A 20,566-nucleotide genomic window follows, 5' to 3' on the forward strand; every position below is an offset into this window, starting at 1 on the left:
TGGAAACTCTTTTATGTATCAGATTAATGCCTTAAACCCAAAAGATGAAGGGCATCATACGCGTAAGCGTTTTGGTCAGAACTTTTTGCATGACCAGCGTGTAATTGCCAAAATTGTACGTTCTGTAAATCCTCGTTCTGGCGACAATATTGTCGAAATTGGTCCTGGTCTTGCGGCACTGACCTCACCTTTGATTGGTGAGTGTGAAGCGCTGACTGTGGTTGAGCTTGACCGTGATCTTGCAGCAGGTTTGCCTGGTCGTGTACCGCATCCTGAACGTCTGACCATCGTGGAAACTGATGCGTTGAAATATGATTTTACTGAGCTGTTTCAGGAAGGGCGTCCGCTGCGTGTGGTGGGTAACCTGCCGTATAACATCTCGACACCACTTTTGTTCCATCTCTTGGAGTTTGGTGACAAAGTGAAAGACATGCATTTCATGCTGCAAAAAGAAGTGGTTGACCGCATCACCGCCGATCCGAATACGAAAGAATATGGTCGCCTGTCTGTGATGATTCAGTACTACTGTAAACCGACTTTCCTGTTTGAAGTACCACCGGGGTCGTTCAATCCACCTCCTAAAGTCACCTCTGCGGTGTTCCGTTTAGAGCCATATGCGGTTAAACCGATTGTGGCAAAAAATGAAAAAGCACTGGCACGTCTGGTTTCACATGTGTTTACTCAGCGTCGTAAAACTTTGCGCAACAGCTTAAAAGGCATGCTGGTTGAAGAAGGTTTTGAAAATGCGGGTGTAGATCCGATGGCACGTCCAGAAACGCTGACACTGGCTCAGTTTGTTGCATTATCCGATCAGATGGTGGCTTAAATGGCGCAGGATATGAACCGTTCAGATATTCGTTATAACTACGTGATAGGTGATGTTCAGGGCTGTTTTGAAGCGCTGAAAGCCTTGCTTAAGGAAATTCAGTTTGATGCAGATCAGGATTTTATCTGGTTTGCAGGTGATATGGTTGCCCGTGGTGAAAATTCTGTCGGAGCTATCCGTTTCATTAAAAAACTGGTCGACAGAAATGTGGCTGCTACTGTGCTGGGCAATCATGATTTAAATTTGCTTGCCGTGGCACGGGGTATTAAAAAACTCAAAGATAAAGACCGTATAGATGATGTGATTCATGCACTGGAAAGTGATGATCTGATTGAGTGGTTACGTCATCAGCCTTTATGTTTATTTCCGAATGAACAGACCATCCTGACGCATGCCGGTGTGCCGAATATCTGGACCGCTGCGCAGACAGCGCTCCTGGCGAAAGAAGTGGAAGCAGTGATTGGACATGACGATTTTGAAGTGATGGATGAATTTCTGAAAGAGATGTATGGCACAGAGCCTGATCTCTGGTCTGAAGATCTGACAGGAAATGCCCGCTTGCGCTGTATTACCAACTATCTGACCCGTATGCGTTTAAGTGATGCAGAGGGGCGGCTGGAATTCAGTTTCAAGGATGCACTGGATGAGCCTATGCCGGAAGGATTTCAGCCGTGGTTTGAGTATCCATCACAGGCAGCAGAAACTCATCAGGTCATTTTTGGGCACTGGGCTGCACTGGAAGGAAAAACTATCAGTCCGAACATACAGAATGTTGATGGCGGCTGTGTCTGGGGGCATAAGCTGATTGCCTATCGCCTTGAGGACAGACAATCGTTCAGCGTACCTAATCCTGTGATGTGAAACAGACCATAAAAAAAGCCACTTGAAGTGGCTTTTTTTATTTCAGAAAGGAAAAAAATTAATCTCTGCGGATCCAGGTCTGATTACGCCCCAGGGTTGAAACACCCATATAGGCACGTAAAGTCAGACGTTTTCCTGATGCATTCAGACGCATTTTGGCATCGTACAGCTTGCCTGAAAGTGGGTCCATAATCCGACCTTTTTCATAATTGTCAGTACCGCTGACATGCTGCAGACCTTTCAGAATCTCCATTCCTAAAATCGGCTGATTGGTATAAGGAGCAGGGCACTTGTAACAGGTTTCACGTGGGGTATAACCCGGACGTGGTGTCACTTTTACAATCGTGCCTGTGAATGTATTATTGGATTCTTTTTTAATCTCAATAATGGCTTTGGCTGCTCCAGTTTTATCATCAATCTGTTGCCATACCCCAGAAATATCTTCTGCAGATGCTGAGCCGCAGGCTGCAGCAAAACATATTGCTGATATAAATTTGAACTGTTTAATCATGAGTAGCTTAAATTCCCCGGAATTATAAATTAGCTTTAAATCATGTTGAAACGTGCCAAAGATGAATTATTCCTGACGGATCCAGATCTGAGTGCGTCCAATTGCAGCGATACCGACATATCCCCTTAAATGCAGACGCTTTCCATTCTGAGAAAGTTTACCTTTCAGGCTGTATGTTTTGCCTGAAAGTGGATCCAGAATACGACCGTCATCATAACTGTTTTCACCTTCGAGTTTCAGCCCCTTAAATACTTCAAGCCCAAGGATGGGTTTATTGGTATAAGGTGCTGGGCAGTTTACACAAGTCTCCCGAGGCGTGTAACCAGGTCGAGGGGTGATTTTGGTAATTTTGCCACTGAATGTACCGTTACTGTCTTTGGAAATCTGAATCAGTGCTTTGGGTGAGCCGGTTTTATCATCAATCTGCTGCCATATACCTGTCAGGTCTGCAGCAAAAAGGTTCCCACTTAAAATCAGACCAGCTACCCCAGCCAGGAATATATTTTTTTTCATATCAGTTCCTTTGATTGTGTTATTTAATTATTTAATATTTATCACTATATTATGCCTGTTGGTTAAATAGTCAACATAATTTCCTGCTAAAGATCACCTTTTTAAAAAATTATGTGGCTGAAATAAAAAGAGCCACACACAGGTGACTCTTGATTATTTTTAATCGCTTTTGATCCAGGTCTGGCTGCGACCCAGCGCAGATACACCGACATAACCGCGTAAAGTCAGACGTTTTCCATTGTTGCTGAGCTTTGCTTTGGTACTGTAAATTTTACCGGATAAAGGATCAATGATTTTCCCTTCGCTGAAGTTACCATTGCCGGTATCTTTAAGTCCTTTAAGAACATCCAGTCCTAAAATAGGTTTGTCTGTATAAGGTGCAGGGCAGTTTACGCAGGTCTCTCTTGGTGTATAACCAGGACGAGGTGTCACCTTTACAATTTTGGCAGTAAAGGTGTCATTTGCCTCACGGCGAATCTCCAGGATTGCTTTTGATGAACCTGTTTTGTCATCAATATTTTTCCATGTTCCCGAAATATCTTCAGCAAAAACCGTGCAACTGAGCGCTGAAAACACAATTGCAGCAGCAAGTTTAATCTTCCCCATCCGAACGTTCCTTCTGATAATTTAAAATCCCCAAAATCATCTTAGGATTATTTTTTAAACTATACAACTGTTTACATGTGACTGATCAATCACATTTTCTGTAAATACAGTATGAAGGTTGGCAGCCATATTGCAGTGAACACCGCATTTACCGCCATGCCAAAGGCTGCATAGCGCCCTGCAACACTGCCACGCTGCCATGCCTGCGCTGTTCCAATGGCATGAGCTGCAAGCCCTAAAGCAAGTCCCGAAGCCCGTTCATCGTTGATATGACGAAGTATCCACGGAGAAAATGCAGCACCAAGTACGCCAGAAAGAATAACAATCAGAATAGCCATGCTGATCGGTGCATGCAGTAGTGTTGCGATATTGATAGCAATCGGTGTGGTGACTGCCCGTGTTGCAAATGCCATGATGGATGCATCTGACATGTGCAGCAGCCATGCAAGCCCCATCGGAATGGCGACAGCACTGATACTTGCAAAAACCAGAATACCGACCATTGCTTTTAATGGCAGGTCGTCGTAACGCATGGCAGCCAGTGGTATGGCCAGAGCAACGGTGACATATCCAAGCAGATTGTTGAAAACCGGATTGACCTGACTCATATAGTTTTCATAGGGAATGCCAAAAACAAAGAGCAGGGCAATGATAAAGAACATGCCAAAAACAATGATGGGAATCTGAGGAATACGCCGGTTCAGCGGTTTAGCCAGCAGGTAGGCAACAAGGGTGATGAGAAATCCATATAAAACTGCGATCATGTGCTTCTCCTATAACCACTTTTTTGCCATTTTTGCATAGACCCATAACGGGATGAGTGTACTGATACACAGCACAAGCAGAAATGCAGGAATTTCTTTACCCATATGTACCATCATGATCAGTGAGCCTGCACTGATGGGTAAAAATGCAAAAGCACTTTCTTTCATGATTTTGTTGTTGGTATCTACAAGCCGAGCTGGAATTTTTCTGAATTTCCGCCAGAGTAAAAGCACAGACAGTAAGCTGAGCAACCCGACCAGATTGCCCAGTTCTGGATGATGAAACTGTGCCATGATCCATACAGATGCTTCGCGGAAAATAATAATCAGCGAGATTGTACCTATCCAGGCTGTCCAGTCGATATTTTTGATCCAGTCCATTTTTGATCTGATGTTAAAATTATACTTATCACGTTTTAACCGATTTAGCTTTTGATTTCAAATTCTTCAAGTGGTCTTTTGAAATATTCAGCTTTGTTCCCCAGTATTTCCTCCATTGGAAGGTGAGCCTGGCGGATTAACTGTTCAAGTTTCTGAGGAGAAATCCTGACATTCAGCAGTAAATTACCGGCATCATCATAACTTTCAGTCCGAATGACATTGAGGGCATATAACTGATTGCGGAGTTTTCCATAAGCAGGTTTCAGGGTCAGGTCAAAACTCTGAATCTGTCCGGTTAAGCATTCCTGAACCGCCTGTTTCAGCAGGTTCAGCCCCTGGGATGAATGTGCAGAAACATAGACACGTCCTGGACAGTCTGGTTCTGCATAAATAATTTTAGGATCTTCACCTGTAACATCAATTTTGTTATAGACCTGAAGAACAGGGGCATCAGCTCCAATTTCCTTTAATACTTTTTCAACGGCTTCAATCTGTTCCATCATATCGGGCGAGCTGGAATCAATGACATGTAAAAGCAGTGTCGCTTCAAGTGTTTCTTCCAGAGTCGCTTTAAATGATTCGACCAGGGAGTGTGCCAGGTTACGGACAAATCCAACGGTATCTGCCAGTACCAGTGCCCCGATTCCATCCCAGTCGAGTCGTCTCAGGGTTGGGTCCAGTGTGGCAAACAGCTGATCGGCTGCATAAACATCTGAGCCTGCAAGAATATTGAACAGGGTGGATTTTCCTGCGTTGGTATAACCGACCAGTGACACTGTAGGAACAGCGGCTTTCTGTCGGGCAGCACGCCCCTGAATACGGGTCAGACGGACTTTTTCAAGTTTGTCTTTCAGCTGTCCCATGCGGATACGCAGTAAACGACGGTCTGTTTCCAGCAGGGTTTCACCTGGACCACGCAGGCCGATACCACCTTTCTGGCTGTCCAGGTTACTGCGACCACGGACCAGACGTGAAGCCAGATGATCCAGCTGAGCCAGTTCAACCTGGAGCTTCCCTTCATGTGTTCTTGCACGTTGCGCAAAAATATCCAGAATCAGCCCTGTACGGTCTATTACACGGCATTTCAGGATTCTTTCCAGGTTCCGTTCCTGGGAGGGCGTCAGTGTATGATCAAAGATCACCAGTTCAGCTTCCAGTTCAGAAACAAGCTCTGCAATTTCATCGGCTTTACCTGAACCGATGAAAAACCGCGAATCTGGACGGTTTCTCTGAATATGCAGATGCTGAAGAATGTCAGCACCTGCTGAATGTGCAAGCAGGGCAAATTCTTCTGTGTCGAGATCTTCGAGCATTTGCACAGCAACGCTGACCAGTATGACTTTTTCACTGTGCTTTTTTTGCTGAAGTTCGATCACTGATGGCTTACTCATGGAAAATATTTGTTTTAGTTTAAAACATGCTGAAGGCAGGAATACAGCGATATTTCGTCGGATGCGCTGTTTAACCCTGATTTGCAAAAAGTTACTGAAACAGAAATCATGAAAATTCAGACTTCACTCAATATGCAGCACTGGTTACAGAGCAGAAATTTGAGTTTTTAATATCAATGCAAGTTAAAACTGATCAGTATAGAATGAGACAAAATAAATGATTAAAAGCTGTAAAGCCTGTGATTGATGAAAAACCTATGAACCAAGTATCTGAGACCAGAAGCTCCTCATTAAAGGGTATTTCCCGTTTTTTTCTATATGCCAGAAAACTGATTGCAGGTATTGGCGCAATCAGTAATGGGTTTTATCTGGTTTATCGCCATCGCTTATATAAAGATCCGAACAATCCAAAAAATACCCGATATGTGCAGTATTTCTGTCGACAGCTCAGTCAGGTTTTTAATGTCGAGGTTCAGGTGCATGGTGAAATTCCACGCCAGCCTGCGCTGTGGGTCAGCAATCATATTTCATGGCTGGATGTGGCAGTACTGGGTTCAGGCGCACGGGTTTTCTTTCTTGCCAAAGCAGAAATTGAAAAATGGCCGGTACTGGGAAATCTTGCCAAAGGTGGCGGTACACTGTTTATTAAGCGTGGTTCTGGCGACTCAGTCAAAATCCGTGAACAGATTGCTGCGTTTTTAAAGCAGGATATTCCAGTTCTGTTTTTCCCTGAAGCGACCACCACCGATGGGACTAAAGTCAAAAAAGTGCATGGTCGGATACTGGGCGCGGCAATTGAAGCGGGTAAACCGGTTCAGATCTGTCTGATCTGTTATGTCAATCAGCATGGGCAGATGGATACCGTTGCACCTTTTATTGGAAATATGACTTTTGTAGAGCACGTAAAGAATGTGCTTGAAATGCCGAAAGTGACTGCACACCTGATGACGCTGGATGCCATTGATGTTCAGGGGCATACTGTGGACAGTCTGACAAAAGAAGTTCAGGAAAAAATGGTAGAGGGGCTGGAAAAACTTCAGCAGATGGTGTTGGTCCAGCCTGTAAATACTGCTGAAGCACCATAATTTATACTCAGAAAGTGACGGTCATCTACTTAACCAGTGAGCAGGATCAGCCCCGCTCACTGTCAGAATTACATAAAGCCTTCAATCGGCAGGAATGACATCAGCTTGACTCCTGCTTTTTGCCACCATTTCATCCGTGGTTCTTTTGTGTAGGTTTTGACACTGCCATCGTGTTTTTTCAGTTGCCATTCAATACTGTTGTTTGCATCAAGCACCAGTTTGTAGGCATATTTGCTCAGGTTTTCATCCATGGTGTGGTGTACGGCTTTTGCCAGCTGAGGGCTGTTCAGCAGCACACCGATTTCAGTATTTAAATAAGCTGAGCGTGGATCAAAGTTAAAAGAACCAATAAAAACCTGCTTTTCATCAATACTCATGAGTTTTGCATGCAGGCTGGAACGGCTCAGACCTTTCAGGCTGACTTTGGCTTTTTTAGCCACTTCTTCTGTATTGACATTCAGGTTACTGGCTTCAGGTGCGGCTAAAAACTCGTACAGCTGTACATCATTTTCCAGTAACTGCTGACGGTATTTACCATAAAAAGCATGTACCAGTGGAACATCATTGGCTTTAAATGAGTTGGTCAGTACACGGACCTGAACATTTTCATCAGACAGTTCAGACAGACGTTTAGCGCCTTTCTTTTCAGGGACAAAATAGGCTGAAATAATATCAATACTGTGTTGTGGTTTTTCCAAGTGTTCCATCAGCTGAAAATTCAGATGCTGTTCTTTTTTTGCTTTTGCTTTAATTTTGCTCGGTGAGTCCTTGACCACTTCGGCTTTGACCCAGTCCAGCTGGATGCTCTGGTTCAGCCATTTTTCAAATGCCTGAGAGCGGTTGGTCAGATCCAGATAGTTCTGAACAGTGGCTTCCTGATAATGTTCTTCCACCTGTTGCTTGAGACTGTCAAAACGCAGGGTGTAGTGCTTAGGGTTCACCAGTTCCTGTACAGGAAAGGCATAATCATCGTTCCAGTATTCATCAAAAGAGTGGATGATTTCATCGGCAGCATTTCCCACAAGCATCACATCAACATCAGAAAACTGGTAGTTGTCACTGACATTGAAATACTGATTACTCATATTGCGACCACCAATCAAGGCAATCTGATTGTCTGAAATAAAGCTTTTATTGTGCATACGGCGGTTGATGCGCTTTAAATCCAGCAGCATATCCATGGCACGGTAATGTCTGAAACGGTAAGGGTTATACAGTCTGACCTCAATATTGGTGTGCTGATTCAGCGCGAGGTAAATTCCTTCCATTTTTTTTGCATTGTTGTCATCTATGAGCAGGCGGACTTTGACGCCCCGGTCTGCTGCCCGGATAATTGAATGCAGTGCCAGCGCCCCAATTTTATCGTTGTCCCATATGTAATACTGAAGATCCAGGGTTTTTTCGGCTTTATCTATTAAGTGCAGACGGGCAGCAATCGCTTCAAACGGATCGTAAAGAACATGGTAGCCCGTCAGCTGAGGATTTTTTTCTCTTAATGGTAGAACAATTCTGGCAAGTGAAGTTTGTGCGGTATCGGTATTGAAGGCAAACTCAACAGGGTGAGCTTCCTGTTTAGGTAAAGTACTGCAACCTGGAGCCCCCAGCAGCAGGCAGCACGAAATCAGCAACATTCCCTTTTGTCCTGTGGAAGTCCTGAATTGTCCTGTATTGTTGCTGTGAGGATATGTCATAATTTATTCATATAGCCGAAATTTGGTTTGAGTATAATTGTGAGCTGTGAAAAGATAAATATAAGAACAGTTGAAAAACACTGTAAGACTGTAGAGTAAAAATATGTGGGAAACGCACTCAATCGTTGTATATTTCTATGTCTGTTTTGGGTTACTTGCCGTATGGGCAGTGTCTCAGGCATGGTTGAGTCAGTCAAGGACAGAAACAGTCCATCCATTTAAAGCATTTGTACATCTGCTGGCTTTTTATCTTTCCTATCTGCTTATTCCTTTGTTTGTATTCAGTATTTATGCAGGATGGAGTGGCTATTACTCGCTGCATGAGGCTGTTTTTACATTTCTGATCAGTGGTCTGCTGGTTTATGCGCGTTTTATTGAGCCGCATCATGTCAAAGTTCAGACTATGCAGTATCCGATTCTTGAAAATCAGCCGCTGAAGAAACCGGTTAAAATTGCTCTGATCGCAGATTTACATATCGGTCTGTTTTCAGGACATGAACGCCAGCTGAATATCATTGTCCGTAAAATCAATCAGCAGAAGCCTGATCTGGTTGTGGTTGCTGGTGACTGGACCTATGAACCTGAAAATAAACTGGCTGAAGAACTGGCAATCTTAAAGCAGATTGAAGCTCCGGTTTATTCGGTCAATGGCAATCATGATGAACAGTATCCGGGACCACCCATTCAGGACTTACTGGCGCATGCACTGAGCAGTAATGATGTCATGGATATTGAAGGGCAGATTGTTGAATTTGATGAATTCAGACTGCTGGGCGTGGGTGATTTATGGGCAGGAAAAACCGATATGCGGTATATGCCCGAATTGCCTCAGGACAAACCCTGGGTGATTCTTTCCCATAATCCAGATACGGTGGATATGGTGCCACAGTTACCGACCCGCCCTTTAATGCTCTCAGGACATACTCACGGTGGTCAGGTTGAACTTCCCTGGCTGACGGATTATGTCATGAAAAAGGTTTCCATCCTTGGGCATAAAAAAGGTTTGTATCAGCATGAAAATGCCAGTGTGTTTGTCACGGTCGGGACAGGCATGGTCGGTGTTCCTTTCCGTTTCCGTGTTCCACCGACCATTGATATCATTGAACTGATCTGACTTTATTTGATTTTCAGATCAGCTTCATTTCTCACTGATAGCTACAACCTGACCAGCAGCACTGGATGGAAAATCAGTGCTGTTTTTACAGCTGTAAATAAATAGAACGTCTGTTATAAAATTTGAAATAAAAGAGTTGTTTTTTCTGTCATTTTTTAAGAGTATATTTTGATCAGTCCATACTGAAACTGCAAAAAAATCTGATACTGATATGGATGGATTTATAAAAATTACAGGGGGATAAAAATATGGCGTTTCATCATGAAGTCGGGGGACCATTCGGTCTGACAGCACAACAGTCCGATCAGCTTGAACAGGGTTTAAAAGCACTGGATGCAGAATTTAATCAGGCTGTAGATGTCGAAAATGATGAGTTTGCACAGCAATATTCAGCTAAATTTGAACAACTGACCAGTGGGTTGGGGATTTCTGAAGAAGAGCGTGAAATGCTGATCAGTCATCTGTATTTTACTGAAGAATTTCATGATCTGGTGACTTATATAGTTCCTGCTTATTATCGGGCAGGAGGTGATCGTGAAGTGTACAGTGATACTTATGAGCTGATGATGGGGGAGATGCAGCTGGAAGATTAGTTGCTGAAAAATATTCGGTATAAAAAAACCAGCACACAGAGCGCTGGTTTTTTTATTTTCAGATCAGATTAAACCTGATTGTTTACATCGTCATTTTTTGTTTCACGGATAGCAAGGAATGCCAGCAGTGACAGAATGGATGCTGCAGTCAGATAGTAGCCGACGGCATACAGACCATAAGTGGTTGCAAGTTTGGTTGCAATCAGTGGTGCAAAAGAAGCACCGAAAATACCCGCCAGGTTGAAGGTCAGTGCTGAACCTGTGTAACGGACAGAAGTCGGGAAAATTTCAGAAAGTACTGTACCGATAGGACCATAAGTCAGCCCCATAATCGCAAGTCCCAGGCAGAGGAACAGGAACACGATCACAGTACTGCCGGATTCCAGCATGCTTGAAAACACTAGACCGAACAGGGCAGAGACGACACATACCCCAATGGAGGTTGCCTTACGTCCAAACTTTTCTGCAAATACGGCAGACAGTGGAATAAATGCGGCAAAACACAGCGTTGCGACCAGCTGTAACTCAAGAAATTCTGCACGTGTATAGCCTAACTGTGTAGTTCCCCAGTTCAGTGCAAATACAGTTGTCAGGTAGAACACAACAAAGGTACAGATGGCTGCAATGGTTCCCAGAATCAGCATGCCCCAGTGTTTGGTCAGGACTTCTTTAAAAGGAACATTCACTTCTTTCTGTTTATCCAGCACTTTCTGGAAAGCAGGGGTCTCATGCAGTTTCAGACGGATCCATAAGCCCATGATGACCAACAGCGCACTTGAAATAAATGGAATACGCCAGCCCCACTGCATGAAGTCTTCTTCAGACATAAATGCACCCAGGGTCAGAAATGAGCCAGTTGCTAAAATAAAACCGATTGGTGCTCCAAGCTGAGGGAACATACCATACCAGGCACGTTTACCTTCAGGTGCATTTTCAGTGGCCAGCAGAACAGCACCAGACCATTCACCCCCCAGTCCCAGTCCCTGACCTAAACGGCACAGAGCAAGCAGCAACGGAGCCATAATTCCAATCTGGGCATAAGTCGGCAGTAAACCGATACAGACCGTGGAAATCCCCATTGTCAGTAATGCCGCAACCAGTGTGGCTTTACGCCCGATACGGTCACCCAGATGTCCAAACAGCGCAGCACCAATTGGGCGGGCAATAAATGCAATGGCAAATGTTGCAAGCGACTGAATGGTTGCGGTGGTTGGGTCTGTACTTGCAGGGAAAAACAGATGAGGAAAAATAATCACAGCCGCGGTGGCATAGATATAAAAATCGAAAAATTCAATGGTCGTACCCACCAGGCTGGCGGTAAGTACACGGAATTTAGAGTTTGTTGCTACTTCCTGTGGAGCAGCTGGAGCAGATGACGCCATGTTGAACCTTACACTTACTAAAAATAAAAAAGCTTAGTTTTAAAAGCGTAATCTTTTTAAAAAAGGCGTAATTTCTTAAAAAAACAACGAAATACCCACTCTGATTCTACTTGCTCAGGGTCGCTGAAATGAAGAATGAGGAGGTTAAATCACGTAAAGATAGATCGCTAAGAAATGTGATCCAGCGCCTATCAGAACAAAAACATGCCAGATAGCATGCGTATATCTTACTCTTTTCAGTGCATAAAACAATGCACCAATTGTGTAAGCAAGTCCGCCTGTGATCAGTAAGGTTAAAGCCTGAGCACTTAGGTAGCGCTGCATGTCGTCCATCACCAGCACGGCTAACCATCCCATGACGAGATAGGCAATTAAAGAAATTTTCTGAAATTTATTAATGAATATTAACTTGAATAGTGTTCCAATTAGCGCAATCAGCCATAAGGCTATCAGTAAAGCGTGCGCTTTTGCTGTTGGAATGGCAATGGACAGAAATGGGGTATAGGTACCGGCGATTAAATAATAAATGGCAGTGTGATCCAGTTTTTTATACCAGTAGCGTCTGTCTGCTGTGGTGGACATGTGATAGAGCGTGGAAGCACCAAAGAGCAAAACCATACTCAGTGCGTAGACCCAGAGTCCGATCCATTGTCCTGTGGGCAGATCAGCCCCTTTAATAATCAGCAGTATGCCCGCAAGCAGTGCCAGTGCAGTGCCTGCACCATGGCTGAGATAATTCAGTTTTTCTTCTGTTGCATCGTAGTCGGGAAGAAGCGGTGCATTATTCATTTTATGTTTATTCAATAAAATATACGTCTGTATAGTAATGTAATTTTGAATTCAGGGTAAGACGCTTTAAACTTCAAGGGTAAATTAAATCAGGCTTTACTCATGTCCATACTGGAAACGATCACTCCCCAGGAACTTCAGCTCTTAAATGAATTTTCTCAAGCTGTTGAAAATAAAAGTTTTGATCGAATCATTCTCAGTCAGTACAAAGGCGAACTGGCAGATCTGGAAAAAATCACCTGCCGAGTCATTTCACTTCAGAATGAGGACGTGCTGAGCTGTCTGTATCGTTATAAAACCAATGATGTGACCAAAAACCATCCTTTGGCAGATGCAGTCAGTATCGTTCAGCATTTACTGGCTGACTGTAAACAGGCAAATCTGTTTACGGCAGATCAGGAATATCAGTTTAAAAAGAACAAGAAAAAGGCCATGCTGACTGTGAGTAAAAAAGCCTCTGGTGCAGCACCATCATCGAACCGCCCAGATCCGACTGTGCAACAGGGGCACGACAGAGCCAAGCACCGTTATGTGGATCAGCAGAGTTATTTTTTACAGCCTTTAGGGATTACGGATGCTAAAGCACAGATCATTCCGAGCATGGCGCGTAAATGGAAACAGATTAATAAGTTTGTAGAAATTTTTTCAGGTGCGCTCAGCCAGGTAGAGACTTCTGATGAAGCTCTAAAAGTGGTTGATTTTGGTTCTGGTAAGGGTTATCTGACTTTTGCACTGTATGACTATCTGGCAAAACAGGGGCAGACGCCATTTGTGACCGGGGTTGAGCTGAATGAAAAAATGGTGGGCTTCTGCCAGGATGTTGCACAGCAGTCTGAATTTGGTCAGCTGGACTTTTTTCAGGGCGATGTCAGGACATATCATCCTGAAAAACTGGATGTCATGATCGCTCTGCATGCCTGCGATGTTGCGACAGATTTTGCGATCCATACAGGAATCCGCCTGAATGCACAGATGATCATGTGTGCGCCGTGCTGTCATAAGGAACTTCGCCCTCAGTTGCAGAGTCCAAAAGTACTTTCTCCAATGCTTCAGTTTGGTATCCATGCTGGGCAGCAGGCTGAAATGCTGACAGACACAATCCGTGCGCTGCTGTTAAAAGCCTATGGTTACGATACCAAAGTATTTGAATTTGTGGCACTGGAACACACCAGTAAAAATAAAATGATCCTGGCAACAAAGCGTAAAGATTTTAAACAGGTGGATGAAACGGTTCTTGCTCAGATTCAGGCTTTGAAGGAAATGTATGGTATTCAGAAGCATTCACTGGAACTGTTGCTGAACGATGCCTGGGATATGCAGGGCATTGGATGTAAATGCTGAGCAGTACAGATCTGCTTGTGTGCTCTTAAGGCTGTCTGAATATGATATGGACAGTAAAGTGGTTTTGTTTTGGAGATGAATAAGTAATGAGCCGTGAAATCCGTTCGGGACAATGGTCAGACCTGGCACAGCATGCCATGCAGATCCGTGAAGCGGTATTTATTCAGGAACAGCAGATTGCTGCTGAAGATGAATGGGATGAACAGGATGTAGTTTCACTGCATTTTGTGATGTATGAAGATGAGCGGCCTGTTGCAACAGCCAGGTTGTTAATGGATAACAGTATTGGTCGTGTTGCTGTACTGAAGTCCAGTCGTGGGCTTGGACTGGGGAAGGTACTCATGCAGGCTGTTATTGATCATGCCCGGGATGAACAGCGTAAATCTGTCAGATTGTCTGCTCAGGTTTATGCGATTGCATTTTATGAAAGCCTGGGTTTTACAGCTTATGGTGAAGAATATCCTGATTGTGGTATCCCTCATAAAAATATGTCGATGGAACTCTGAGCATAGCCTGATCGGTTTGGGCTGAAGGTGAGTGAAGGATGAAGAAAATCAAAGCGGTTCTTTTTGATCTGGATCAGACCCTGTTGAATCGGACAGAGACACTCCGAAGATTCCTGAACTGGCAGATCAATTTTTATCAGCTTGTTCCGGCTGTGCATAAAGATCAGTTTATCCACAGATTTCTTGAACTGGATGCCAATGGTTCAGTATGGAAAGATGTGGTTTATACACAGCTGATTCAGGAATTCAGTATTCGTCATTATTCAATGACGCAGTTACTGCAATGCTACATTCAGGATCTGAATAAATTTTCAGTCGCATTTGAGGGTGTCACCGCGGCAGTCTCAGAGCTTTATCAGTCGGGTTATCAGATCGGACTGATTTCCAATGGTAAAACTCCGTTTCAGGAACATAATTTTCAGGCTCTGGGATTAAGTACGTTCTTTTCAGTCATACTGGTATCTGATGCGGTTGGGCTGAGAAAACCTGACAGTGCTATTTTTCATAAAGCATGTCAGCAACTGCAACGGTCAGCAGAGCAGTGCGTATTTGTAGGTGACAATGATATTGCAGATATTCAGGGAGCGAACAGGGCAGGTCTGAAAAGTATTTTCTTTCATCCAGATCCGACTGTACATTTTTCAGGTGCAGATCTGAATATGCATCATTTCAGTGAGTTGAGTGCTTTAATTGATCTGCTGGGCTGAGTTGCTGGCTTTACTTTCCTGATTTGGTAGCTGTAGAAATTTAAAAAAATAAATGCGGTTGAATAAAGTAAAAAACCATGCAGTTATGCGTGAAAACCTCTTTGCTCTAAGCATGAATATTTCGGATAGTCTGAGTTTTTATCTGAAAATATGAAATACAGGACAACAAAAAAGGGCATGACGCCCTTTTTATGTTTCAGCAGAAATCAGTGTGCATGTTCGGTATGTGCTTCGCCGTGCTGCATATTTTTCATTTCAGCATCAGACATTTTCATGTCTTCATGTGCATGTGTGGCAGCAGGTTGCTGGGAAGAATCAGTCTGTTTATTTTTCTGACTCGGCATATAGTCAGGTTCATTGCTTACCGCAAGATAAAAGAATCCGAGGAAAAATGCGCTGAGGATAAAACCGATCAGCAGACCTTTCCAGCCTTTCTTTTCATTCGCAATTTTTTCAGATTGAGCAGCATCAGACATGGGAGTATTCCAAAGGAAAAAGAATCAGAACATGGCGCTTTTTATAACATGATTTTTGACTGTGAGTATAAAAAATATGTAAAAGCCATGAATATTTTATGGATTTAATCTCAGGCAGGAAAATGCAGAAAATCTGCTTGATTCAGTCAGCTGAACTCACTGAACATCATTTTTAAAGCAAGCCCACTCATGATGAGGGCCACACTTTTTAAGAGTAGCCGTTGAATAAAAAGGTTGTTCATATACTGTTTGAACTGAAATGAGCAACCGATATAAAAACTACCCACCAGCACTAAGACGGCACAGGTGATGAGATAGATCTTCGCTGTGAGTTCAATGAGAATCTGATTGCCAAAACTGACAGGAACCAGTGCGAGGTAAAATGACATGGTTTTGGGGTTACACAGCGTCAGCCAGAGTCCGTGTATATAGCTGTTTTTCGATTGCTGTGCTGTTTCAGGCAGATCAGCAGGCAACAGGTTCTGGTTAAAGTGCCAGTATTTCCAGGACAGATAGAACAGATATAGACAACAGAGCATCATCAGCCCTTTAAAATAAATCCCTTGCAAAAAATCGCTGGATTGAAACAGACCGAACAGCGCTAAACTCAGATAGATGAAATCGCCCGTGATCAGCCCCAGCAACATCAGACAGCTTTGACGCCATCCACGACTGAGCGTACTGAACAGTAAAGCGGTCATGCCAGGCCCTGGAATGAATGCAGCAATACCGAGTGCCACTGCATACATAAAAAGTTGAGAAGCTGAGTCCATGAGAAATTACCGTAAATATTTTTACAGTATTGTTCAGTAAATCTCAGGGTGAAAATGGTCTGTTTTGATTGTATTTAAACAAATATAGGGTATATATTTTCTTTATTATTTAATAAAAAGGTTAAAACAACCCTTATGCAGACGGATAAAACAGATGCGAAAATTCTGGAGATATTACAGAAAGATTCGCGCAGTACCACACAGGAGATTGCCGATCAGATCGGAATGTCTGCATCGCCGTGCTGGCGTCGGATTAAGCGACTTGAAGATGAAAAGCTGATTCGGGGATATGGCGCTCACCTGGATCGTAAAAAAATTGGTCTGGGCGTGATGGTGTTTATCCGGGTGTCCATAGACAGTCACAGTGAAGCTGAAGCACGAAAATTTGAAGAAAAAGTGGCGGAGCTGGATTTTGTGGTGGCATGTTACAGCATTGGAGGAGATGCAGACTTTTTACTTCAGGTGGTGTCACCGAGTCTGGATACTTATGCTGATTTTTCCATGTCGGTCATTCGCAGGTTACCTGGTATTAAGGAAATGCAAAGCATGTTTGTGCTTAAGGAAATCAAAGCTTTTACATCTTTTCCAGTGTCGGCTACGGCATAACATCGGGTGATCAGTTTAAAAAAAATAAGGGGCAATAAGCCCCTTATTTGAATGACTGGACATTAAAATCAGTCAATTTTACCGTTTGCAACTTTGTCTTTAAGCAATTGTGGTGCTTTGAAACGCTCACCATATTTGGCTTCCAATGTGTTGGCACGCAGTAACGCTTTTTCTAAACCATACTGGTTTAAGAACTGAATCGCACCACCTGTCCACGGCGCAAAACCAATCCCGAAGATCGAACCGATATTGGCATCGACCACAGACTCAAGGACGTTTTCTTCATAGCAGCGTAATGTGTCGAGTGACTGAACAAACAAGATACGGTCAATCATTTCCTGTTCAGAAATATCTACATCTTTCTTCCAGTGGCTCAAACCATCCCAAAGATGCTTTTTGCCCCCTTCTGGATAATCATAGAAACCTGAACCTGCCGCTTTACCTTTACGCCCAAACTCATGAATCATGGTTTTCAGTACATCTTCAGCTGGAGAATGTGGCAAGTCTTTACCTTCAGCTTGCAGAGCCTTACGGGTTTCATTGGTCACATGCTCAGACAGCGTCAATGCAACCTCATCCTGAATCGCCAATGGCCCAACTGGCATACCTGCTTTAAGTGCTGCCATTTCGATACGTGCAGGGTGTACGCCTTCTGCAAGTAAACGTAAACCTTCATTCACAAAGGTACCGAATACACGGCTGGTGAAGAAACCACGGCTGTCATTCACCACGATTGGTGTTTTACCAATTTGCTGAACATAATCGTAAGCTTTCGCTAAAGTTTCAGCCGAAGTATTTTGTCCTTTGATGATTTCAACCAAAGGCATTTTGTCGACAGGGCTAAAGAAGTGTAAACCAATGAAGTTTTTGTCATCTTTAGAAGCTTTTGCCAAACCTGTAATCGGTAATGTCGAAGTATTTGATGCAAATACGCCACCATCAGCCAAGAATGCTTCTGCTTCCTGAGTGACTTTGGCTTTGAGCTCCTGATTTTCAAAGACCGCTTCGATAATCAGATCACAGCCTTTCAGATCAGCAGCATCAGCCGTTGCAGTGATTAAGCTTAAGATCTGGTCACGTTTCTCAGCCGTCATGCGACCTTGAGACACTTTTTTGTCCAGGAGTTTCTGGCTATACGCTTTGCCTTTTTCTGCATTTTCAACAGAAACATCTTTCAGTACGACAGCGATCCCTTTTGAAGCGGTTGAATAGGCAATACCTGCACCCATCATACCTGCGCCCAATACACCGACTTTGGTCGCTTGCCATTTAGCGACATCTTTCGGACGGCTTGCACCCGCTTTAATCGCATTCAGACCATGCCAGAATGTACCGATCATGTTTTTCGCCACTTGCCCTGTTGCAAGATAAGTGAAATAACGTGATTCGATGGTCAGTGCTGTATCAACATCGACTTGAGCACCTTCAACCGCAGCAGCCATAATCGCTTCAGGCGCAGGATAGCAACCTTTGGTTTTATCACGCAGCATTGCAGGGGCAATCGCAAGAATCTGAGCCACCGCAGGGGTTTTAGGATCACCGCCTGGGATTTTATAACCTTTCACATCAAACGGTTGTTGTGATTTCGGATTGGACTTGATCCATGCAATTGATTTTTCCATCAATTCGTCAATTGAGTCTGCCGTGTCATGGATTAAACCTAAAGATTTGGCTTTATCAACACCGAACTGCTTGCCTTCCATCAGGAATGGGAATGCATTTTGTAAGCCCAACAGGCGTACCATTCGCACGATCCCGCCACCGCCTGGCAGTAAACCTAGAGTCACTTCAGGTAAACCAAATTTAGACTTTGGATCATTTAAGGCAATACGTGCATGACAGCCGAGAGCAATTTCCCAACCACCGCCAAGCGCTGTACCGTTCAATGCTGCAACCACAGGCACACCTAAAGTTTCGATGTAACGCAGTTCTTTTTTCATCAGCTCAACGATTGCCATGAATTCTTTAGCATCTTCAGGGCGAGCCTGAATTAAGTCATCCAAATCACCGCCTGCAAAGAAAGTCTTTTTCGCTGAACGGAAAATAACGCCTGTCACACCTGAATCTGCTTTGAATTTTTCTACAGTTTCAGTCAAGGCTTTTTGGAAATCTGCATTCATGGTGTTGGCAGATTGGTTTGGAGAATCCATAGTCAGAATAACGATACCATCCGCATTTTTTTCGTATTGAATTGCGCTCATTCTTATTCTCCTTATACCAACTCAATAATGGTCGCAATACCCATGCCACCACCTACACACAATGTCGCCAAACCACGTTTTTTGCCCTGACGCTCAAGCTCATCTAGCAAAGTACCTAAAATCATTGCACCTGTTGCGCCCAATGGATGCCCCATGGCAATCGAACCACCATTCACATTGACTTTTTCTACAGGAACATTTAATTCGTTAATGAAGCGCATCACCACCGATGCAAAGGCTTCATTCACTTCGAACAGATCAATATCATCAATGCTTAAGCCTGCTTTCGCCAATGCTTTACGTGCAGCAGGCGCAGGACCTGTCAACATGATTGTAGGGTCTGTTCCTACAAGTGCTGTTGCTAAAACTTTGGCACGTGGTTTTAAGCCTTGTTCTTTCACCGCTTTTTCTGAAGCAAGCAGTACAACCGCAGCACCATCTACGATACCTGATGAGTTACCTGCATGATGCACGTGATTGATCTTTTGCGCTTCAGGATATTGTTGTAATGCCACAGCATCAAAGCCCATGCCACCCATCATTTCAAAACTTGGATTAAGTTTTGCCAAGCCTTCAGCAGTTGTTGTAGGTTTGATAAATTCATCTTTATCTAAAATTACTACGCCTGCTTTGTCTTTTACAGCCACGATGGATTTATCAAAATGACCTGCCGCTTGTGCAGCAGCTGCTTTACGCTGTGAATTTGCAGCAAATTCATCCACATCGGAACGCGTATAACCATCTAAAGTTGCGATAAGATCTGCGCCAATGCCTTGCGGAACGAAGTTGGATTTTAAGTTGGTTTCAGGATCTAGCGCCCACGGTCCACCATCTGAACCCATCGGGATGCGTGACATTGACTCTACGCCACCAGCAACCACAACATCTTCCCAACCTGAACGGACTTTTTGCGCTGCCATATTGACAGCTTCAAGACCTGATGCACAGAAGCGGTTGATCTGCACACCAGCAACATCATTGTCCCAACCTGCAGCAATCGCAGCAGTTTTGGCAATATCCCCACCCTGGTCTGCAATAGGCGTTACACAGCCCAGAACAATGTCGTCGACTTTAGAAGTATCTAACTGATGACGATCTTTTAATTCATTGAGTAATGTTGTGAGTAAAGTGATCGGTTTGACACTGTACAGTGAACCATCTTTTTTTCCTTTTCCGCGTGGTGTGCGAATGGCATCAATGATGTAAGCCTCGCTCATAGCTGTTCCTTTTTATGACTTTAAATTTGTTATGGTGCTTCGAGTGTACTTCATAAAGTACAGAGTTCAATGACGAGAACGGGAGAGTCGCCTGATATTTTTGGTCAGTCGCGCAAATCAGTTTCAGTCAGCAGCAGGAGGGAAACAACAGATGAATACGTATGGCTAAAAAGACTCTGTGTTGGCAGTAAAAGGCATATTTATAATAATTTTATATTCTGCAAATAAAAAC

22 protein-coding genes are annotated in these 20,566 nt (G+C 43.7%); 9 read left to right on the forward strand and 13 right to left on the reverse strand.

Translation table 11 applies throughout. The features are described 5' to 3' along the window. The first annotated feature begins 13 nt into the window (after window positions 1-13). Entirely contained in the window at window positions 14-826 is an 813-nt protein-coding gene (rsmA, locus tag CDG60_RS04195) for a 16S rRNA (adenine(1518)-N(6)/adenine(1519)-N(6))-dimethyltransferase RsmA (protein ID WP_087513816.1), read from the forward strand. 12 nt (window positions 827-838) lie between these two features. Beyond that, a complete protein-coding gene (locus CDG60_RS04200) occupies window positions 839-1,687 on the forward strand; it encodes a symmetrical bis(5'-nucleosyl)-tetraphosphatase (protein ID WP_087513832.1) in 849 nt (282 codons plus the stop codon). A gap of 58 nt (window positions 1,688-1,745) precedes the next feature. Here the strand turns inward: CDG60_RS04200 and CDG60_RS04205 are convergent, their stop codons facing one another. From CDG60_RS04205 to hflX, 6 genes are all read right to left on the reverse strand, one after another. Next, a complete protein-coding gene (locus tag CDG60_RS04205) occupies window positions 1,746-2,198 on the reverse strand; it encodes a DUF2147 domain-containing protein (RefSeq protein WP_087513815.1) in 453 nt (150 codons plus the stop codon). A 66-nt stretch (window positions 2,199-2,264) separates the two neighbouring features. Next, window positions 2,265-2,711, reverse strand: coding sequence for a DUF2147 domain-containing protein (locus CDG60_RS04210; protein ID WP_087513814.1), 447 nt, complete (start codon window positions 2,709-2,711; stop codon window positions 2,265-2,267). Window positions 2,712-2,870: 159 nt separating this feature from the next. Beyond that, window positions 2,871-3,317: a DUF2147 domain-containing protein gene (locus CDG60_RS04215; RefSeq protein WP_087513813.1), complete on the reverse strand. Its 447-nt coding sequence runs from the start codon at window positions 3,315-3,317 to the stop codon at window positions 2,871-2,873. Between the two features lie 89 nt (window positions 3,318-3,406). Continuing rightward, window positions 3,407-4,081 carry an LrgB family protein gene (locus tag CDG60_RS04220; RefSeq protein ID WP_087513812.1) on the reverse strand — a complete coding sequence of 225 codons (675 nt, stop codon included), beginning with the start codon at window positions 4,079-4,081 and terminating at the stop codon, window positions 3,407-3,409. A 9-nt stretch (window positions 4,082-4,090) separates the two neighbouring features. Then, window positions 4,091-4,462 carry a hypothetical protein gene (locus CDG60_RS04225; RefSeq protein WP_087513811.1) on the reverse strand — a complete coding sequence of 124 codons (372 nt, stop codon included), beginning with the start codon at window positions 4,460-4,462 and terminating at the stop codon, window positions 4,091-4,093. A gap of 44 nt (window positions 4,463-4,506) precedes the next feature. Next, window positions 4,507-5,853 carry a ribosome rescue GTPase HflX gene (hflX, locus tag CDG60_RS04230; protein WP_087513810.1) on the reverse strand — a complete coding sequence of 449 codons (1,347 nt, stop codon included), beginning with the start codon at window positions 5,851-5,853 and terminating at the stop codon, window positions 4,507-4,509. 257 nt (window positions 5,854-6,110) lie between these two features. Between hflX and CDG60_RS04235 the strand changes: the two genes are divergently transcribed. Next, the gene (locus CDG60_RS04235; protein ID WP_087513831.1) at window positions 6,111-6,938 is read left to right on the forward strand and encodes a lysophospholipid acyltransferase family protein; all 828 of its coding nucleotides are present in this window, start codon (window positions 6,111-6,113) and stop codon (window positions 6,936-6,938) included. A 68-nt stretch (window positions 6,939-7,006) separates the two neighbouring features. Here the strand turns inward: CDG60_RS04235 and CDG60_RS04240 are convergent, their stop codons facing one another. Then, on the reverse strand, window positions 7,007-8,569 hold the full coding sequence (locus tag CDG60_RS04240; protein ID WP_227542924.1) for a phospholipase D family protein: 1,563 nt from the start codon (window positions 8,567-8,569) through the stop codon (window positions 7,007-7,009). A 163-nt stretch (window positions 8,570-8,732) separates the two neighbouring features. Here CDG60_RS04240 and CDG60_RS04245 point away from each other — a divergent pair, with 163 nt between their 5' ends. Continuing rightward, the gene (locus tag CDG60_RS04245; RefSeq protein WP_087513808.1) at window positions 8,733-9,743 is read left to right on the forward strand and encodes a metallophosphoesterase; all 1,011 of its coding nucleotides are present in this window, start codon (window positions 8,733-8,735) and stop codon (window positions 9,741-9,743) included. A gap of 248 nt (window positions 9,744-9,991) precedes the next feature. Continuing rightward, the gene (locus CDG60_RS04250) at window positions 9,992-10,336 is read left to right on the forward strand and encodes a hypothetical protein (protein WP_087513807.1); all 345 of its coding nucleotides are present in this window, start codon (window positions 9,992-9,994) and stop codon (window positions 10,334-10,336) included. 68 nt (window positions 10,337-10,404) lie between these two features. On the opposite strand, the gene CDG60_RS04255 is transcribed toward CDG60_RS04250, so the two are convergent. Beyond that, a complete protein-coding gene (locus tag CDG60_RS04255; protein ID WP_087513806.1) occupies window positions 10,405-11,718 on the reverse strand; it encodes an MFS transporter in 1,314 nt (437 codons plus the stop codon). Between the two features lie 144 nt (window positions 11,719-11,862). After that, on the reverse strand, window positions 11,863-12,507 hold the full coding sequence (gene trhA / locus CDG60_RS04260) for a PAQR family membrane homeostasis protein TrhA (RefSeq protein WP_087513805.1): 645 nt from the start codon (window positions 12,505-12,507) through the stop codon (window positions 11,863-11,865). Window positions 12,508-12,609: 102 nt separating this feature from the next. Between trhA and CDG60_RS04265 the strand changes: the two genes are divergently transcribed. From CDG60_RS04265 to CDG60_RS04275, 3 genes are all read left to right on the forward strand, one after another. Then, complete coding sequence (locus tag CDG60_RS04265) at window positions 12,610-13,848, forward strand: class I SAM-dependent methyltransferase (RefSeq protein ID WP_087513804.1); 1,239 nt, start codon at window positions 12,610-12,612, stop codon at window positions 13,846-13,848. Window positions 13,849-13,934: 86 nt separating this feature from the next. Continuing rightward, a complete protein-coding gene (locus CDG60_RS04270) occupies window positions 13,935-14,354 on the forward strand; it encodes a GNAT family N-acetyltransferase (RefSeq protein WP_087513803.1) in 420 nt (139 codons plus the stop codon). 38 nt (window positions 14,355-14,392) lie between these two features. Beyond that, window positions 14,393-15,061, forward strand: coding sequence for an HAD family hydrolase (locus CDG60_RS04275; protein ID WP_087513802.1), 669 nt, complete (start codon window positions 14,393-14,395; stop codon window positions 15,059-15,061). 206 nt (window positions 15,062-15,267) lie between these two features. On the opposite strand, the gene CDG60_RS04280 is transcribed toward CDG60_RS04275, so the two are convergent. Both CDG60_RS04280 and CDG60_RS04285 read right to left on the reverse strand, forming a co-directional pair. Then, entirely contained in the window at window positions 15,268-15,537 is a 270-nt protein-coding gene (locus tag CDG60_RS04280) for a hypothetical protein (protein WP_087513801.1), read from the reverse strand. Window positions 15,538-15,683: 146 nt separating this feature from the next. Continuing rightward, on the reverse strand, window positions 15,684-16,310 hold the full coding sequence (locus tag CDG60_RS04285; RefSeq protein ID WP_087513800.1) for a LysE family translocator: 627 nt from the start codon (window positions 16,308-16,310) through the stop codon (window positions 15,684-15,686). Window positions 16,311-16,445: 135 nt separating this feature from the next. Here CDG60_RS04285 and CDG60_RS04290 point away from each other — a divergent pair, with 135 nt between their 5' ends. Continuing rightward, window positions 16,446-16,916, forward strand: a complete 471-nt coding sequence (locus CDG60_RS04290; RefSeq protein WP_087513799.1) for an Lrp/AsnC family transcriptional regulator — start codon at window positions 16,446-16,448, stop codon at window positions 16,914-16,916. Between the two features lie 68 nt (window positions 16,917-16,984). Here the strand turns inward: CDG60_RS04290 and CDG60_RS04295 are convergent, their stop codons facing one another. Together CDG60_RS04295 and CDG60_RS04300 are read right to left on the reverse strand one after the other, a co-directional pair. After that, window positions 16,985-19,117, reverse strand: a complete 2,133-nt coding sequence (locus CDG60_RS04295; RefSeq protein WP_087513798.1) for a 3-hydroxyacyl-CoA dehydrogenase NAD-binding domain-containing protein — start codon at window positions 19,115-19,117, stop codon at window positions 16,985-16,987. Window positions 19,118-19,128: 11 nt separating this feature from the next. After that, on the reverse strand, window positions 19,129-20,334 hold the full coding sequence (locus tag CDG60_RS04300) for an acetyl-CoA C-acetyltransferase (RefSeq protein ID WP_087513797.1): 1,206 nt from the start codon (window positions 20,332-20,334) through the stop codon (window positions 19,129-19,131). Window positions 20,335-20,566: the final 232 nt, after the last annotated feature.

Origin of the sequence: Acinetobacter chinensis (assembly GCF_002165375.2) — a bacterium.
In the GTDB taxonomy this organism is placed as follows: Bacteria; Pseudomonadota; Gammaproteobacteria; order Pseudomonadales; family Moraxellaceae; genus Acinetobacter; species Acinetobacter chinensis.

What these genes read in the sequence shown, in the direction of transcription:
- CDG60_RS04290 (WP_087513799.1), top strand. Translation starts at nt 16,446, where the DNA reads ATGCAGACGGATAAAACAGATGCGAAAATTCTGGAGATATTACAGAAA.
- CDG60_RS04250 (WP_087513807.1), top strand. Translation starts at nt 9,992, where the DNA reads ATGGCGTTTCATCATGAAGTCGGGGGACCATTCGGTCTGACAGCACAA.
- CDG60_RS04255 (WP_087513806.1), bottom strand. Translation starts at nt 11,718, where the DNA reads ATGGCGTCATCTGCTCCAGCTGCTCCACAGGAAGTAGCAACAAACTCT.
- CDG60_RS04300 (WP_087513797.1), bottom strand. Translation starts at nt 20,334, where the DNA reads ATGAGCGAGGCTTACATCATTGATGCCATTCGCACACCACGCGGAAAA.
- CDG60_RS04235 (WP_087513831.1), top strand. Translation starts at nt 6,111, where the DNA reads ATGAACCAAGTATCTGAGACCAGAAGCTCCTCATTAAAGGGTATTTCC.
- CDG60_RS04295 (WP_087513798.1), bottom strand. Translation starts at nt 19,117, where the DNA reads ATGAGCGCAATTCAATACGAAAAAAATGCGGATGGTATCGTTATTCTG.
- CDG60_RS04210 (WP_087513814.1), bottom strand. Translation starts at nt 2,711, where the DNA reads ATGAAAAAAAATATATTCCTGGCTGGGGTAGCTGGTCTGATTTTAAGT.
- CDG60_RS04270 (WP_087513803.1), top strand. Translation starts at nt 13,935, where the DNA reads ATGAGCCGTGAAATCCGTTCGGGACAATGGTCAGACCTGGCACAGCAT.
- CDG60_RS04200 (WP_087513832.1), top strand. Translation starts at nt 839, where the DNA reads ATGAACCGTTCAGATATTCGTTATAACTACGTGATAGGTGATGTTCAG.
- rsmA (WP_087513816.1), top strand. Translation starts at nt 14, where the DNA reads ATGTATCAGATTAATGCCTTAAACCCAAAAGATGAAGGGCATCATACG.
- CDG60_RS04265 (WP_087513804.1), top strand. Translation starts at nt 12,610, where the DNA reads ATGTCCATACTGGAAACGATCACTCCCCAGGAACTTCAGCTCTTAAAT.
- CDG60_RS04245 (WP_087513808.1), top strand. Translation starts at nt 8,733, where the DNA reads ATGTGGGAAACGCACTCAATCGTTGTATATTTCTATGTCTGTTTTGGG.
- CDG60_RS04285 (WP_087513800.1), bottom strand. Translation starts at nt 16,310, where the DNA reads ATGGACTCAGCTTCTCAACTTTTTATGTATGCAGTGGCACTCGGTATT.
- CDG60_RS04220 (WP_087513812.1), bottom strand. Translation starts at nt 4,081, where the DNA reads ATGATCGCAGTTTTATATGGATTTCTCATCACCCTTGTTGCCTACCTG.
- CDG60_RS04205 (WP_087513815.1), bottom strand. Translation starts at nt 2,198, where the DNA reads ATGATTAAACAGTTCAAATTTATATCAGCAATATGTTTTGCTGCAGCC.
- CDG60_RS04240 (WP_227542924.1), bottom strand. Translation starts at nt 8,569, where the DNA reads ATGTTGCTGATTTCGTGCTGCCTGCTGCTGGGGGCTCCAGGTTGCAGT.
- CDG60_RS04215 (WP_087513813.1), bottom strand. Translation starts at nt 3,317, where the DNA reads ATGGGGAAGATTAAACTTGCTGCTGCAATTGTGTTTTCAGCGCTCAGT.
- hflX (WP_087513810.1), bottom strand. Translation starts at nt 5,853, where the DNA reads ATGAGTAAGCCATCAGTGATCGAACTTCAGCAAAAAAAGCACAGTGAA.
- trhA (WP_087513805.1), bottom strand. Translation starts at nt 12,507, where the DNA reads ATGAATAATGCACCGCTTCTTCCCGACTACGATGCAACAGAAGAAAAA.
- CDG60_RS04225 (WP_087513811.1), bottom strand. Translation starts at nt 4,462, where the DNA reads ATGGACTGGATCAAAAATATCGACTGGACAGCCTGGATAGGTACAATC.
- CDG60_RS04275 (WP_087513802.1), top strand. Translation starts at nt 14,393, where the DNA reads ATGAAGAAAATCAAAGCGGTTCTTTTTGATCTGGATCAGACCCTGTTG.
- CDG60_RS04280 (WP_087513801.1), bottom strand. Translation starts at nt 15,537, where the DNA reads ATGTCTGATGCTGCTCAATCTGAAAAAATTGCGAATGAAAAGAAAGGC.